The sequence below is a fragment of the Brooklawnia sp. genome (genome assembly GCF_049651565.1).
Lineage (GTDB): Bacteria > Actinomycetota > Actinomycetes > Propionibacteriales > Propionibacteriaceae > Brooklawnia.
In genome coordinates this window covers 1-14,362 of record NZ_JBASCI010000119.1, presented here as the reverse complement: position 1 = coordinate 14,362, position 14,362 = coordinate 1, and the positions used below count along the sequence as shown (strand labels likewise).

General features: G+C 68.8%; 14 protein-coding genes and 2 pseudogenes. 9 read left to right on the top strand and 7 right to left on the bottom strand.

Features of this window, described 5'->3' with window-relative positions; genetic code table 11:
• Positions 1–122: 122 nt before the first annotated feature.
• The 3 genes and pseudogenes from WBL05_RS05830 to idi all read right to left on the bottom strand — a co-directional run.
• Positions 123–1,628 carry a recombinase family protein gene (locus WBL05_RS05830; RefSeq protein WP_424224402.1) on the bottom strand — a complete coding sequence of 502 codons (1,506 nt, stop codon included), beginning with the start codon at positions 1,626–1,628 and terminating at the stop codon, positions 123–125.
• 112 nt (positions 1,629–1,740) lie between these two features.
• Positions 1,741–2,040 (bottom strand): annotated as a pseudogene (locus tag WBL05_RS05825) (polyprenyl synthetase family protein); the annotation flags it as partial.
• A 54-nt stretch (positions 2,041–2,094) separates the two neighbouring features.
• Positions 2,095–2,661: pseudogene (gene idi / locus WBL05_RS05820) on the bottom strand (isopentenyl-diphosphate Delta-isomerase); the annotation flags it as partial.
• Positions 2,662–2,724: 63 nt separating this feature from the next.
• Between idi and WBL05_RS05815 the strand changes: the two are divergent.
• The 8 genes from WBL05_RS05815 to WBL05_RS05780 all read left to right on the top strand — a co-directional run bounded on the left by WBL05_RS05815 (position 2,725) and on the right by WBL05_RS05780 (position 10,271).
• On the top strand, positions 2,725–3,597 hold the full coding sequence (locus WBL05_RS05815; protein WP_424224401.1) for a MerR family transcriptional regulator: 873 nt from the start codon (positions 2,725–2,727) through the stop codon (positions 3,595–3,597).
• A 72-nt stretch (positions 3,598–3,669) separates the two neighbouring features.
• Positions 3,670–5,166: a uracil-xanthine permease family protein gene (locus WBL05_RS05810; protein ID WP_424224399.1), complete on the top strand. Its 1,497-nt coding sequence runs from the start codon at positions 3,670–3,672 to the stop codon at positions 5,164–5,166.
• A gap of 36 nt (positions 5,167–5,202) precedes the next feature.
• Positions 5,203–5,874: a histidine phosphatase family protein gene (locus WBL05_RS05805; protein WP_424224398.1), complete on the top strand. Its 672-nt coding sequence runs from the start codon at positions 5,203–5,205 to the stop codon at positions 5,872–5,874.
• Positions 5,875–5,968: 94 nt separating this feature from the next.
• Entirely contained in the window at positions 5,969–6,145 is a 177-nt protein-coding gene (locus WBL05_RS05800; protein WP_424224396.1) for a hypothetical protein, read from the top strand.
• Positions 6,146–6,390: 245 nt separating this feature from the next.
• On the top strand, positions 6,391–7,356 hold the full coding sequence (locus WBL05_RS05795; RefSeq protein WP_424224395.1) for a siderophore ABC transporter substrate-binding protein: 966 nt from the start codon (positions 6,391–6,393) through the stop codon (positions 7,354–7,356).
• Complete coding sequence (locus WBL05_RS05790) at positions 7,353–8,330, top strand: ABC transporter permease (protein ID WP_424224394.1); 978 nt, start codon at positions 7,353–7,355, stop codon at positions 8,328–8,330. Before WBL05_RS05795 ends, WBL05_RS05790 begins: the two co-directional genes overlap by 4 nt.
• On the top strand, positions 8,311–9,327 hold the full coding sequence (locus WBL05_RS05785) for an iron chelate uptake ABC transporter family permease subunit (protein ID WP_424224392.1): 1,017 nt from the start codon (positions 8,311–8,313) through the stop codon (positions 9,325–9,327). Before WBL05_RS05790 ends, WBL05_RS05785 begins: the two co-directional genes overlap by 20 nt.
• Positions 9,324–10,271 carry an ABC transporter ATP-binding protein gene (locus WBL05_RS05780; RefSeq protein ID WP_424224391.1) on the top strand — a complete coding sequence of 316 codons (948 nt, stop codon included), beginning with the start codon at positions 9,324–9,326 and terminating at the stop codon, positions 10,269–10,271. The genes WBL05_RS05785 and WBL05_RS05780 overlap by 4 nt, the downstream gene beginning before the upstream one ends.
• Here WBL05_RS05780 and WBL05_RS05775 read toward each other — a convergent pair.
• The 3 genes from WBL05_RS05775 to WBL05_RS05765 form a co-directional block, all read right to left on the bottom strand.
• The gene (locus WBL05_RS05775; RefSeq protein ID WP_424224389.1) at positions 10,236–10,823 is read right to left on the bottom strand and encodes a nitroreductase family protein; all 588 of its coding nucleotides are present in this window, start codon (positions 10,821–10,823) and stop codon (positions 10,236–10,238) included. The two genes, WBL05_RS05780 and WBL05_RS05775, sit on opposite strands and share 36 nt — an antisense overlap.
• Positions 10,824–10,989: 166 nt before the next feature.
• On the bottom strand, positions 10,990–12,246 hold the full coding sequence (locus tag WBL05_RS05770) for an APC family permease (protein ID WP_424224387.1): 1,257 nt from the start codon (positions 12,244–12,246) through the stop codon (positions 10,990–10,992).
• Positions 12,247–12,321: 75 nt separating this feature from the next.
• Positions 12,322–13,227, bottom strand: coding sequence for an SDR family oxidoreductase (locus tag WBL05_RS05765; RefSeq protein WP_424224386.1), 906 nt, complete (start codon positions 13,225–13,227; stop codon positions 12,322–12,324).
• 77 nt (positions 13,228–13,304) lie between these two features.
• Between WBL05_RS05765 and WBL05_RS05760 the strand changes: the two genes are divergently transcribed.
• Positions 13,305–13,934 carry a DNA-3-methyladenine glycosylase I gene (locus WBL05_RS05760; RefSeq protein WP_424224384.1) on the top strand — a complete coding sequence of 210 codons (630 nt, stop codon included), beginning with the start codon at positions 13,305–13,307 and terminating at the stop codon, positions 13,932–13,934.
• Here the strand turns inward: WBL05_RS05760 and WBL05_RS05755 are convergent.
• Positions 13,915–14,362: TlpA family protein disulfide reductase (locus WBL05_RS05755; protein ID WP_424224382.1), on the bottom strand; the 448-nt coding region annotated here is incomplete at its 5' end. The two genes, WBL05_RS05760 and WBL05_RS05755, sit on opposite strands and share 20 nt — an antisense overlap.

The window sequence follows — 14,362 nt, the reverse complement described above, 5'->3', positions numbered from 1 at the left end:
GCGGGTCGACCTCGTGTCCAGCCACGCGCTGTGACTTACCAGAGCCGCTCCGACGGCCAAAGTGATGGCGACCCGCCCGTCCCGCTCATCCCAAACTGAAACACGCCTTCTTCAGCAGTCTCCTAGGTCTGCCGTGGTCGTGAATCGCTCTTCCACACGATGTGGACTAGGTCAGGGTCAAACGGCTTGCCGCTACCCTGCGGGTCGATGACCACTGTGGCCAGCGCGTCGATGACGGCTCGTTGACTGTCGATGTGCAGGCCAGCCCACGTCTGCCGAGCCAGCGGCCCCACCACATCCACCGGCACCCGCGCGGGCATCGACTCGGCGGCGGTGCGCTCGTGCGCCTCGCGGTCCTTGCGGAGGCGCACGGTGATGCGGCGTAGCTGGTCGCCGGTCAGGATGCCCTCTGCAAACTGGTCCGCCGCTGTCGCGAGCTGGGCGTCGATGACCTCGATAGCATCACGCGCCTCCTTGGCCGCGCCTGCGTCGCCCTGACTGAACAGCTGTGCAGCGTCCGACTGCTCAAGACGGCGAAGGATGACCTCGGTCACGAACTCGTCCACATCAGATTGCTTGCGGCGCACGCGATAGCACTCGTTGCACACGTAGCTCGGCGGCTGGCGCTTGCTGCCGCCCGACTTGGTGGTCGTCCACCGGCCAGGGGCGCGCACCATCTTTCCGCCGCAGGGGATCGGCTCGCCGTCGTCATCCAGAGCGTCGGTAGGGCGTCCGCACCGGGCGATGCCTGCCAGCAGGTGCTTCGGCTCCCGGCCAGCCGGGGCAGTGCGGCGCACGGGGTCTGTCAGCACGGCCTTGAGTCGTTCGTGTGTGCCCTCGTCGATGACGCGCGGTGCGTCGGCTGGGGTACGTCCCACCACTTGCTTCCGGTGGACGATTAGCCCGGCGAGGTTGGCTCGTAGCAGCATCTGCTTGAGCGTGGTGCTGTTCCACAGCGGGTCGGGCGTGCTGTAGGTCGGCTCGGGGCGCTTCTCGGCGCGGGCTTGCTCCCTGGCCCGGTTGCGCTCAGCCGCACGGGGGGAGGGCACGCCTCGCTCGTTGAAGCCCTTGCAGATGGACCGCAGCGAGTCACCGTCAAGCACGCGCTGCACAGCCTCCCGGATCGTCGCGGCCTCCTGGTCGTGCAGCACCATTGCTGAGCCTTCGCGCCGGTAACCGTAGCCCACGCGACCATTGTGGATGCCGCTGGCTGCCCGCTGCACGTTGGCGGCGACCTGCCGTGTGGCCTTCTGCTCGCCCTCGTACTGAGACCATGCTGCCACGGTGCGCGCCACGGCACGGCCTGCCGGGGTAGTGAGGTCCAGGGTGCCAGCCGTCACGGTGTAGACGGGCACGTTGAGCGCGATCACCCGTTCCAGGTCGCGGGTAAGGCGCAGCAGCCGGTCTTGATGCCACGCGATGATCGCCGTGGGCTGGGCGTCCAACATGGCCTCGAAGCCGGGGCGCACCTTGCCGCTCGTGGCGCTGATGTCGTTGTCGGTGTAGACCTGGGCCACGCGCAGCCCGAGCGACTTGGCCAGCTTGCGGCAGTCGGCCTCCTGACGGGACACGGCCAGCGCTTCGCCCGTGCGGTCGAGGCTCACTCGGGTGTAGATGACGCAATCCATAAAGGTACGTTAGCGCAATGCTCCTCCCCAGCAGCATCGCCATGCTGCGGCCGAACTGCTCGGAATCGCCGGCACCGCCGGCGGCGGCATGCCACTCGGCAGCCTCGACGTGGGCGGCGGGCACCCCCCGGCGCAGCGGCGAGGCGTCCATCACGTCGTCGTGGATGAGCGCGAACAGGTGCAGCAGCTCGCTCGCGGCCGCCGCCCGCACCGCATCGCAGTAGCCGGCCGGACGCGTCCGCCCGCCGCCGGCGAGGAAGCCGTACCAGACCATCGCCACCCGGATCCGCTTACCGCCCTGGGCGCACGCGCGTTGCGCCCAGCCGGGCAGGTCATCTGGCAGGATGTCAAGGCTGGCATGGGTGGCGAACTGGGACCACTTGGTCTGGAGGATCTCGAACTGGGTCGCCATCTCGGCGTCCACGTCGGCCCGAAAGCCGGTCAGGTCGCTGGCCGGAGTGGGCTGCAGGGGGTGGCGGCCGGCGAGCTGGGCCATCTGGGCGACCGCCCATGGACTGTAAACCGCAGGGGTGGCGGCGATGGCGGTCTGGAAGTCTTCCCAAGTCACGAACGTATACTCGCTGATCTCGGTGGGATCCGGGTTGACCCTCGCCGGGATCTGCCCAACCAGCACCGGGCACAGTTCGTTCTCGACGATTCCGCTGGCGTCCACCGCGCGATAGCTGAAGTCGGGCAGCACCACCCGCAGGTCGGTCGGGTGGACGCCGAGCTCCTCGGAGATCCGCCGGGCCGCGGCCTGGAGCGCGTTCTCGCCTGGCCGCAGGTGACCGCAGCACGAGTTCGTCCACACCCCCGCCCAGGTGATCTTGTCCAGGGCCCGCCGGGTGATCAGCAGCCGGCCGTCCGGATCGAACAGGTAGCTGGAGAAGGCGAGGTGGCGGGGGGTGTTGTCGGTGTGGACGGCCAGCCGGTGTGCGGTGCCGAGGGTACGGCCGGCTCCGTCGACCAGTACCACCAGATCGGTGGCATTCGGAAGCAGTCTGACGCTGGTCATGACAAAACCATGCCTCATGGTGCATCGTTTTGTCCAAGGTTTGTCAATGGTTTTGCGACGGACTGCCAACGAGGAGGGATCATGGGGCTGAGCATCAGCAAGGTCGCCGCGTTGTGCGGCGTCAGTCCCTACACGTTGCGGGCCTGGGAGAAGCGCTACCGACTGCCCAAGCCGGCCCGCGAGGCCAACGGCTACCGGACGTACACCGACGACCAGGTCGGACTGCTCCGGCAGATGGCGCGGCTGGTCCACGTCGGCGTGCCGCCCCGGCATGCCGCCGACTACGTCCTTGGGGTGCGCTCGGTGCTGGACGCCAACGCTCCCCGGGAGCTGGTCGACCGGCTCGGCTCCGGGGAGTGGAGCTTCGAGGCGCTGACGGCCGGGCTCCAGATGTCGCTGGGAACGGTCGACTTGGCCGAGGTGGCCGACACCTGGCTGCTGCCGATGCTGGAACTGGTCGGCGAGGAATGGGCCTCGGGGCGGATCAGCATCGAGCAGGAGCACATGCTGGCGGCAGCGGTGATGGGCCAGTTGAGCCTGCTCTGGGACGCCGCTCCCGCCCTCCGGATGACTACGCCGCTGGTGCTGGCCGGCCTGCCGTCCGGCTGCCAGCACCAGATCGGTATCTACGCCTTCGCCACCGCCATGCGGCGGATCGGGTGGCAGGTGGTCTACCTGGGCGCCGACCTGCCGGCGGAGAACTGGGCGCAGGCGGCAACCCGGCAACGCGCCAGGGCAGCCATCATCGCGGTCCCGATGCTCGACGACGTGGCACCCGCCCAGCAACTGGTGGCAGCGTTGGCGCAGGCGCGACCCGGATTGCTGATCGGGGTCGGCGGCAGGCACCAGCACTTGGTGGACCATCCGGCCGCGATTCCGCTCGGACACCAGTTCGTCCCGGCGATCGGGCAGCTTCGGGCCCTGATGGGCATCTCGGCGGTGGCTTCCCGGTAGCTGTCCAGCCCACTGGCCGCGGTCAACGGTGCGGTTCGACGGTCCTAGACTGCGCTGCGGGAAGGGACCAATATGGCGATCTGGCAGCTGCACAACCATGGAGTACTCGAGCCGGGGGCGGTCGTCGCACCGAAGGAACGGTTGAGTTGGGGCAAGACCATCGGCCTGGGGGCCCAGCACGTGGTCGCCATGTTCGGGGCCACCTTCGTCTTCCCCCTGTTGATGGGCCTGAACCCGCAACTGGCGGTGATGATGAGCGGCGTGGCCACCCTGATCTTCCTCTTCCTGGTCAAGCACAGGGTGCCCAGCTACCTGGGCAGCTCCGCCTCGTTCGTCGGCGTGGCGACCGCGATCTACGCCCAGGGCGGGCGTCCAGACCACGTCTCGGGCGCCATGTTCTGGTGTGGGGTACTGCTGGTGGCGGCCGGGTTGATCATCCACTACCTGGGCTCGGGCGTTATCCACCGGGCGCTGCCGCCGGTCGTCACCGGGGCCGTGGTGATGCTGATCGGGTTCAACCTGGCACCGGTGGTCGCGGCCACCTACTGGCCGCAGGACCAGTGGATGGCCACCATCGTGATGGTCGTGGTGATCCTGCTCTCGGTGGGCCTGCGCGGCTTCCCCGGACGGATCGCGATCTTCCTTTCGCTGATCATCGGCTACCTGCTGAGCTGGCTGGCCGACGTGGCGCTCGGGCCGATCACCCGGGTCGCCGCGGACGGCACCGTCACCGAGGCGCTGCGGGTCGACTGGACCAAGGTGCACGAGGCCGCCTGGATCGGCTTCCCCCCGGTCACGGACCTGGCCAACTGGACCTTCGGCAGCCCCGACAACGTGGTCGGCTTCCACCTGCCGAACTTCAACCTCGGCTTCGCGCTGATCGCCATCCCGGTGGTGATCGCGCTGATCGCCGAGAACACCGGGCACGTCAAGGCGGTTGCCGAGATGACCGGCGACGACCTCGACCCGTACATGGGTCGCGCCATCGGCGCCGACGGGCTCACCTCGATGATCTCGACCTTCGCCGGGGCCGGACCCACCACCACCTACGCCGAGAACATCGGGGTGATGGCATCCACCCGGGTCTACTCGACCGCGGCCTACGTGGTGGCGGCGCTGGTAGCGATCGCCTTCGGGTTCTCGCCCAAGTTCGGCGCGGTGATCTCGGCAACCCCGGGCGGGGTGCTGGGCGGCATCACGGTGGTGCTCTACGGCATGATCGGCCTGCTCGGCGCGAAGATCTGGAAGGAGAACAAGGTCGACTTCGGCAACCCGATCAACCTGGTGCCGATCGCGGCCGGCATCATCATCGGCGTCGGAAATGTGTCGCTCGACTTCGGTGGCGAGTTCTCGCTGGGCGGGATCGCCCTGGGCACCATTGTCACCATCGTGATGTACCACGTGGCAAGGGCCATCGCCCCGGCCGAGATGGTTGCCGCGGCCGAGGGCGCCACCATCATCGTGGACGCGCCGGGTGCCTACCAGACCGACGAGATCCCGGCGGTCGGAGTTTCGGCGCCGAGTCGGCGGCACCGCACGCGTCCCGAAGATTCGGACGGCAGCGAGTAGTGGGGACGGCGCGTCGCGCCCTGTAGTGTCGGAGTGGTGAGGACAGCAGCCAAACCCACCACCATCGGGTTCGTCCGGCACGGCCAGACCGACTGGAATGCCGTCGGGCGCTTCCAGGGCTCGTCGGACACCTTGCTCAACGACCTGGGACGCGCCCAGGCCGCCCAGGCCGCCGACTACCTGCGCGACCAACTGCCCAATATCCGCTGGTCAGCGGTGCGACACTCCCCGCTGCAGCGGGCGGCCGAGACCGCGCGCATCATCGCCGCCTCCATCGGGACGACCGACCTCCGCGTCCTGCCCAGCCTGGCCGAACGTGACTGGGGCGTTGCGGAGGGACGGACCTGGGATGAGCTGATGCAGCTGTGGCCCCCGCTGGCCCGGCTGGACCCCTTCGAGGCCCGGCAGCAGATCCCCGGGGTCGAGCCCCGCGAACTGCTGGATGCCCGAGGCCGGTTCGTGGTCGAGTCGACGACCATCCAGTATCCGGGCCAGACGGTGCTGATGGTCACCCACGGCACCTTGCTGCGGTCGTCGCTGTCGGAGCTGCTCGGCGGTGACATCGGATACGTGCCGAACGCCGGTGTCGCGGTACTGGAGGCCCAGTTCACCGACGACCAGCTCCGCGTTCGTTTGCTGGACAAGAGCTTCGGCGAGGACGACCAGCAAACCGCCCCGGAGGGCGACCGCGCCACGCAGTCGCGTTGACCGCGCGCGGGTTCGGCTGTGCCGCCAGAATCGCCTGCCAGATCGGCGCCGCATGGCAGGCTTGAAGAAGCGATACGCCGACCGAGGAGGAACCATGGCAGAAGTTTCCGAAGTCCAGAACCTGGATCCCGACGACAACGTGCCCGTTGACGAGACCCCACCGGCGTCCGACACCCAGCACGTATCGCAGGGTGAGCCCCGCGACTACACCGGCCCGTTCGAGGAGGACCGCGAGTACTTCTCCGACAGCGACACCCCGCACATCCCCTAGTCCAAAGCCTCTGTAGGCAACGCGACCGGTCCCCGCGAAGCGCGGCTGAGCGGTCGCGTTTGCGTTGCCGGGGCACTGCCACTGCTCCACCTGGGCCGCTGCCCCACCTGGCCGCGGTCGCAGCCGGCGTCCACCATTTAGTCAACGTTTGTGTTGAGTAAATCCCGTCACTAAGGTGAGCCTTACTTAGGGTGCCCTAAGTGATCGTACAGGTTGAGCAATCGGCCGACACCCTTGGAGGGAACTTGAGCAAGCTGCGCCCCTTTCACGTCCTGATCGCCGCGGCGGCCGCGGCCGGGCTGACCCTCACCGCCTGCGGGTCGAACGACGTGGTCCCGGTTTCGCAGGCGGGCGCTGGGACCATCACCGTGCAGACCAACACCGGCGAACTCACCGTCCCGGTGAAGCCCGAGCGCGTGGTCGCCCTGGACAGCACCTCGTTCGAGACGCTGCACGAGTTCGGCATCACCCCGGTCGCGGTCCCCAAGGAACTGCTCCCAGCCTCGCTGTCGGAGTGGGCGGACAACCCGGCCATCATCGACGTGGGCACGCACCGCGAGCCGCGGCTCGAGGAGATCAACGCCGCCGAGCCCGACCTGATCGTCGGTGGCAAGCGGTTCGCCGAATACACCGAGACCCTTTCCTCCACAGCGCCGGTGGTCGACCTGGCACCCAGCGTCGAGGCCGCCGAGTACGTCGACGCGCTGAAGCACCAGACCACCGTGCTGGGCGAGATCTTCCAGGCACAGTCCGAGGCCGAGCGGCTGAACACCGAACTGGACGCCGCAGTTGCCGAGGCGGCCGGCCTGACCAACGGGCAGACCGTCTTCCTGGCCAACCACAACGGCGGCAAGATCGACAACGGTGGCGGCCGGATGGCCCCGCTGATCGAGCCGCTCGACATGACCGACGTCTTCGCCGCCGACCGGGGCGGCTCCGACCAGGTGCACAACGACTCCGGGCTGTCGCCCGAGACCATCGCCCAGGCCAACCCGGACTGGGTCTTCGTCCTCGACCGGGACGCCTCGACCGGTAGCGGCGGGGCACCGGCGCAGGCCACCATCGAGGCGCAGGAGTTGTGGGGCAACACCACCTTCATGTCGGAGGGCCAGGTGCTCTACCTGGACAACGACTTCTACCGGACCGAAGGCATCAGCGCGTACACCAACTTCTACCTGCAGTTGGCCGAGGCGCTGCAGGGCACTGTGTGAGGACGACGACGAAGCTGACGCCAGCCTGGCCAGTCACCGCTGTGGTGCTGGCCGGGCTGGTGCTGGCGTCCCTGCTGGTGGGGGGTTACGACCTGACGCCGGCCGGGGTGTTCTCCGACCCGGCGCAGGCGGAGGTCTTCTGGATCTCCCGGGTGCCGCGCACCCTGTCGCTCATCTTCGCCGCGATGGCGATGACCATCAGCGGCGTGATCATGCAGATGATCACCCAGAACAAGTTCGTCGAGCCGACCACCGCCGGCACCAGCCAGTGGGCCGGGCTCGGCGTGCTGGGCGTCCTGCTGGTCGTCCCGGACGCCCCGCCGCTGGCCAAGATGGCCGTGGCAAGCTTATTCGCGTTCGTCGGGACGATGATCTTCCTGGCCATCCTGCGGCGAGTCGGGGTCACCGGATCGGTGATCGTGCCGCTGGTCGGCATCATGCTGGGCTCGGTGGTCGGCGCCCTGGGCACCTTCCTGGCCGGCCGGTTCAACCTGCTGCAGGCCATGTCGGCCTGGCGGTCGGGCGGGTTCTCGTCGATCGTGCGTGGCTTCTACGAGCCGCTGTGGGCGGTGCTGGCGATCGCGGTGGTGGCCTGGTTCGCCGCCGACCGGTTCAGCGTCGCCGGGCTGGGACGCGAGGTCGCCACCAACGTCGGCCTCGACTACAACCGGACCGTGGTGCTGGGCACCACCCTGGTGGCGCTGTCCACCGGCATCACCTCGGTGGTGGTCGGTTTCATCCCGTTCCTCGGCCTGATCGTGCCGAACCTGATCTCGATGCTGCGCGGGGATGACCTGCGCGCCAACCTGCCACTGGTCGCCGTCGTGGGCGCCGGGCTGCTGCTGATCTGCGACCTGGTCGGACGCGTGGTCATCGCCCCGATGGAGATCCCGGCGTCGGTCGTGATGGGGATCATCGGAGGCATCGGATTCATCGTGATGGTGGTGAGCCAGCGTGAGCGCATCAGTGCTTGACCGTCCCATCGCGGCGCCAACTGCGGGGACGCGCGCCGGGCGCCGAACGATCCCGCCGGGCTGGCGGCTGGTGATCGCCGCGGTGCTGGCGGTGGTCGCGCTGGTGGGCTACCTGGGCTGGAACGTCCGCGGCAACGTCGAGTTCGCGCTGCAACTGCGCGGCGCGACCGCCGGCGCGATGCTGGTGGCAGCGTTCGCCCAGGGCGTGGTGACGGTGATCTTCCACACCGTCACCGCCAACCGGATCCTCAGCCCGTCGGTGATGGGCTTCGACGCCCTGTTCGTGCTGATGCAGACCGTGCTGGTGGCGCTGTTCGGCGGCCAGGTGCTGGCCGCCACCGAGGGGATTCCCCGGCTGGTCATCCAGACCGCGCTGATGGTCGGCTTCGCCGTGGCGCTCTACCGCTGGCTGTTCACGCGCAGCACCGGCGGACTGTATGTGACGCTGCTGGTGGGGGTGGTGCTCGGGATGGCGTTCACCACGATCTCGACGTTCATCGAGCGGTTGCTGCACCCCACCGCTTACGACCTGCTCTCGCTGGAGCTGTTCGGCCGGCTGACCTCGGTGAAGGCCGACCAACTGCCGCTGGCGTTCGTGGTCTGCGCAGCGGTCGGCGGGCTGGTGTGGGCTCGTCGGCACGTGCTCGACGGGCTGCTGCTGGGCCGCGAGCTGGCGACCAGCATCGGCATCAACCACCGCCGGGAGCTGACCGTCATGTTGGCGCTGGTTGCGGTGCTGGTCGCGTTCAGCACCGCACTGGTCGGGCCGATGACCTTCTTCGGCTTCCTGATCGCCACGCTGTCCTACCAGCTGGCCGGCACCCACCGGCACGGCCACGTGCTGCCGATGGCCTTCCTGCTGGGTGTCGTCGGGCTGGCCGGCGGGCAGTTCATCCTGCAGCACCTGTTCTACGCATCCGGATTCCTGACCGTGATCATCGAGTTCGCGGGCGGCATCGTCTTCCTGGCAATCCTGATCGGAGGCCGAAAACTGTGATCAGCTTCGAGAACCTGACCAAGGCCTACCAGGGCACCACCGTGCTCGGCAGCGCCAACCAGGGCGTGAGCGGCGAGATCGAGGCGGGCGGCATCACGTCCATCATTGGCGCCAACGGGGCCGGCAAGTCGACCCTGCTGACCATATTGGGCCGGTTGCTGGACCCCACCACCGGCATCGTGCACGTCGGCGGGCTCGACGTGGCGAGGACGCCGTCGGCGACGCTGGCCAGGAAGCTGGCGATCCTGCGGCAGGACAACCACACCACCGCCCGGCTGCGGGTGCGTGAGCTGGTCGCGATGGGACGCTTCCCGCACAGCCGGGGGCGATTGACGCCGGGCGACCTGGCCGCCGTCGAGCAGGCGATGGAGTTCGTCAACCTGACCGAGCTGGCCGACCGGTTCATCGATCAGATGTCGGGCGGTCAACGGCAGCGGGCGTTCATCGCGATGGTGCTGGCCCAGGACGCCGACTACATCCTGCTGGACGAGCCGCTGAACAACCTGGACATGCGCCACTCGGTGCAGATGATGCAGCAGTTGCGGCGGGCCGCCGACGAACTGGGCCGGACTGTGGTGATGGTGATGCACGACCTCAACTTCGCCGCCGCCTACTCAGACCAGTTGATGGCGATGGCCGACGGCCAGGTGGTCGCGCACGGCCCGGTGCGCGAACTGATGGATGGCCGACTGCTCACCGGGGTCTTCGGCACCCCGGTGCAGGTGATGGACGTCGACGGCTCCCCCACCGCGGTCTACTGCATGGGCAAGGCCTGCCCGCCCGGGATGCGCTGCTCCCAGGTGCCGTGCTGTTGTGAGCAGCGCGACCGGCTTCGGGTGGGGCTGGACACCACACCGGTAGGGCAGCGGCTGCCAATCAGCCCACGGCTGCCGGTCTGGGGACGCCGGTCAGGCGCGGTGGATCAGCAGGTCGGACAGCGGTAGCCGGACACGCTCCGACGCGTCACGCTGCCGGATCCTGGCCGGGACGTCGTCGGAGTCGTCGTGCCGCCCGATGGCCATCACGCTCCTGGGTAGCACGCCGGGCGGCAGGTCGAACGCTTCCCGGATGGCGTCCGCGGCGAATCCGCCCATCTGGTGGACGCGCAGTCCGAGGTACTCGGCCTGCATCGAGGCATGTGCGGCGGCCTGCCCGAGGTCGTAGTCGACCCACGCAGTCATCCTGCCGGCCCGCTCGGGCAGGCTGGCGAAGACGATCAGCGCGGACGCCCGCGGTGTCCAGGCCTGGTTGAAGTCGGCCAGGGCCGCGACGATCTGGTCGAACTCGGGGGTGCCACGGCGCGCGGCGATGAAACCCCAGGGCTGGGTGTTACCGGCAGACGGTGCCCACCGGGCCGCCTCCAGGATGCTCAACAGGTCGTCGCGGTCGATCTCGTGGCTGGCGTCGAAGCCCCTTGGGCTCCAGCGGTCAGCCAGTAGCGGCGCGATCGGCCGATCGGTCTGGTTGCGGGTGTCGGTCACGGCGGGTGAACTCAACGGTCTTCCTCTCCTGATGTTGTTGAGGGGTCAACGACTTCGGGCGTTCGGACATTCCGCTCAATGCGGCGGTTGCGCGGCGGTTGCACCTGCCCGGCCGGCAGGGGCACGACCAGCGCAGCGCAGTGCTGTACCACCCAGTCAGGCGTCCGGCCCGCAGGTTTACCTACCGGTCAGCGGCTCCTCGCCCGAGCACCACCGCACGGCCCGCCAAACCGGTGAGCAGCACCGCCGCGCCCGCTGCGACCGACTGCCAGGGCAACGTGACCGCCAACAGCAGGCAGAGCGCCAGCCCCAGCAACTGCAGCCCCCGTGGGTATCGTCTGCCATTGACCTGCCGGAACGCGGAGGCGTTGGCGATGCCGTAGTAGAGCAACACCCCGAAACTGGAGAAACCGATGACTGACCGGAGGTCGAAGAGCAGCACCAGCACGCTCACCACCAACCCAAGCGCGATCTCGGCATGGTGTGGCACCCGGTATCTGGGGTGCACCGCTGCCAGCCAGCCGGGCAGGTCGCGTTCCCGCGCCATGGCCAGACCGGTGCGACCCACTCCGGCGATCAGGCTGAGCAACGACCCAAGCGCCGCAACCGCCGCCCCGACCCCGATGATCGGCGCCGCCCACTCCGCTCCCACTGCGACCATCGCGTCCGCGATCGGCGCGGCCGAGGTGGCCAGCTCTGCCGGGCCGAGCGTCCGCAGCAGCATCCACGCAACCAGCAGGTAGACAGCCAATGCCATCCCCAGCGCCAGGACGATCGCCCGCGGGATGGTTCGTTGCGGATCCCGCACCTCCTCACCCATGGTCGCGATCCGGGCGTAGCCGGCGAAGGCGAAGAAGAGCAGGCCACCGGCCTGCAGGACGCCGGCCGGCCCCCAGCCCGTGCCAAAGTCCATGGGCTGGGCAGCGGTTCCGGAAAGGCCCAGACCGAGCACCACCGCGAGCCCCAGCACTGCCAGCACTACTGCCACGATCGCCCGGCTCAACCGGGCGGTCCGGGTGATGCCGCGGTAATTGACGGCCGTGATTGCGAGCACCGCCGCCACCGCCACCGGGCGTCGCCATTGCGGCCACGGCACCGCGTAGCTGGCGAAAGTCAGCGCCATCGCAGCACAAGAAGCGGTCTTGCCGATCACGAAGCACCAGCCGGCCGCGAACCCCCACCACGGGCCGAGCTCCTGGCGTCCGTAGACGTAGCTGCCGCCGGAAGTCGGGTAGATCGCAGCCAGCTGGGCCGACGAGGTCGCGTTGCAGAAGGCGACCAGTCCCGCCAGGGCCAGGCTGAGCAGCAACGCGCCCCCGGCCGCCTGGGCGGCGGGTGCGAACGCGGCGAAAACCCCCGCTCCAATCATGGAGCCGAGGCCGATCACCACCGCGTCGGACAATCCGAGTCGACGGGCCAGGCCAGGCTGACTAACCACACCATGAAGCTACCGGGCGCGGGTGAACGCCCGGTAACACATCATGGCGGGGCTTCGAAACCCCTGCGCGCAGGTTCAGAAGACAGGCTTGCCGCCGGTCACCCCCAGGACGGTGCCCGATACGTAGCTCGCCGTCCGGGGCGAGGCCAGGAAGACGAACGCCGGCGCACATTCGGCCGGCTGACCGGCCCGACCGAGCGGGGTGTCACCGAACGACGGCATCGACTCGGCCGGCTTGGTGGCCGGCTGCAGCGGCGTCCAGATCGGGCCGGGGGCCACGGAGTTGACGCGGATGCCCTTCTCACCGAGTTCGGCAGCCAGGTTGACGGTGAAGTTGTTGATCGCCGCCTTGGTGGAGGCGTAGTCGATCAGGCTGGCCGACGGGTCGTAGGCCTGGATCGAGCTGACGTTGATGATTGAGGAGCCCTTGCCCAGGTAGCGCAGCGCCTCCTGGGCCATCCAGAACATCGCGTAGATGTTGGTCTTGTAGATGCGGTCGAGTTCCTCCGACTTCAGCGACTCCAGACCGCCCTCGCGGCGCGCCCACTGTGCACCGGCGTTGTTGACCAGGATGTCCAGGCCGTCCAGTTGCCGGGCGGCGTCCTCGACCACCTTGCGGGCGGTCTGCTCGACGGTGATGTCGCCGGGCAGCAGGACACACTTGCGGCCGGCCTTCTCCACCCACCGGGCGGTCTCCTCGGCGTCCGGCTGCTCGACGCTCAGGTATGAGATCGCGACGTCGGCGCCCTCGCGCGCGAACGCGATGGCCACCGCCCGGCCGATGCCCGAGTCGCCGCCGGTGATCAGTGCCTTCAAACCCTCCAGGAAGCCGTGACCCTCGTAGGTTTCCTCACCGTGGTCGGGCACGGGAGTCATTTCCTCGGTCAGGCCGGGGGGCTGCTGCTCCTGCGGTTCGAAACCACCCTTGTCAGAAGTGACCAGGGCTTCAGCACGGTCGTTGACTTCGTTGAGATCTGTCATGCTTCATCCTTACCCAGCACTTCGGCAGGCCAGTACACCCAGGGGGCTGCAGATCCTGCTCCTGCCACAATCGGGGCATGGACAACCCTGACCTGGTGGTGGCCGACGACGGCCGGGCGCGGCCGCTGTGGGCGGTGTCGAGCGAGGCCTACCGCCACTACTACGACACCGAGTGGGGCGTACCGGTCACCGATGAATCCGGCGTGTTCGAACGACTCAGCCTGGAGGCGTTCCAGTCCGGGCTGAGTTGGGCGACGATCCTGGCCAAACGGGACGCGTTCCGGCGGGCGTTCGCGGGCTTCGTCCCGGACGCGGTGGCTGGCTTCGACCAGACCGATGTCTACCGGCTGCTGGCCGATGCGGGCATAGTGCGCAACCGGCGCAAGATCGAGGCCACCATCGGCAACGCCCGCGCCACCGTTGCGCTGCGCGCCGAGGGTGGGCTGGCCGAGCTGGTCTGGTCCCACCAGCCCGAGCGCACCCCGGCGCCGGTGCGGCTGGCCGACATCCGCACCACCAGCCCGGAGGCGATCGCGCTCAGCAAGGCCCTCAAGGGGCGCGGCTTCAGCTTCGTCGGGCCGACCACGATCTATGCGCTGATGCAGGCGATCGGCCTGGTGGACGACCACCTGGTCGGCTCGTGGCGGCGTGGTTCGTCGGGTGTCTTCGGACCGGACGGCCGGGCGATCAGGACGCCGCCTGGCTGATCGCTTCTGTCATCTGATCGGGGTTGAGGATGCCGACCCGGGTCTGGCGAACCACACCGTCGGCATCGATGAAGAAGTGCGCGGGCACCCCCAGCACTCCGTAGGACGCCGCCAGCCTGGTCTGTGGGTCGGGCAGCTGGGGGAAGGTCAGCCCCAGCCGCTCGGCGTAGGGCCCGACCTCCGACTGGTCCTCCCCCACGTAGATGGCCACCACCTCGACACCATCGGCACCGGCGGCCTGGTGGGCGGCCTGCACGTCCGGCATCTCGGCCCGGCAGCCCGAGCACCAGGTGGCCACGAAGACCAACCAGACCGGACGCCCACGCAGCGCGTCCAGTGAGACCTCGCTGCCGTCGATGGCGGTGGCGGTGAAGCCGGGGGCCGGTGCGCCGACCCTGGGGGCGGCGGCCAGCCCCTCCACCTCGACC

Bases quoted from the DNA above. Each gene is read 5' to 3' on its own strand.
- WBL05_RS05800 (WP_424224396.1), top strand. From the start codon at position 5,969: ATGGCAGAAGTTTCCGAAGTCCAGAACCTGGATCCCGACGACAACGTG.
- WBL05_RS05830 (WP_424224402.1), bottom strand. From the start codon at position 1,628: ATGGATTGCGTCATCTACACCCGAGTGAGCCTCGACCGCACGGGCGAA.
- WBL05_RS05760 (WP_424224384.1), top strand. From the start codon at position 13,305: ATGGACAACCCTGACCTGGTGGTGGCCGACGACGGCCGGGCGCGGCCG.
- WBL05_RS05765 (WP_424224386.1), bottom strand. From the start codon at position 13,227: ATGACAGATCTCAACGAAGTCAACGACCGTGCTGAAGCCCTGGTCACT.
- WBL05_RS05815 (WP_424224401.1), top strand. From the start codon at position 2,725: ATGGGGCTGAGCATCAGCAAGGTCGCCGCGTTGTGCGGCGTCAGTCCC.
- WBL05_RS05810 (WP_424224399.1), top strand. From the start codon at position 3,670: ATGGCGATCTGGCAGCTGCACAACCATGGAGTACTCGAGCCGGGGGCG.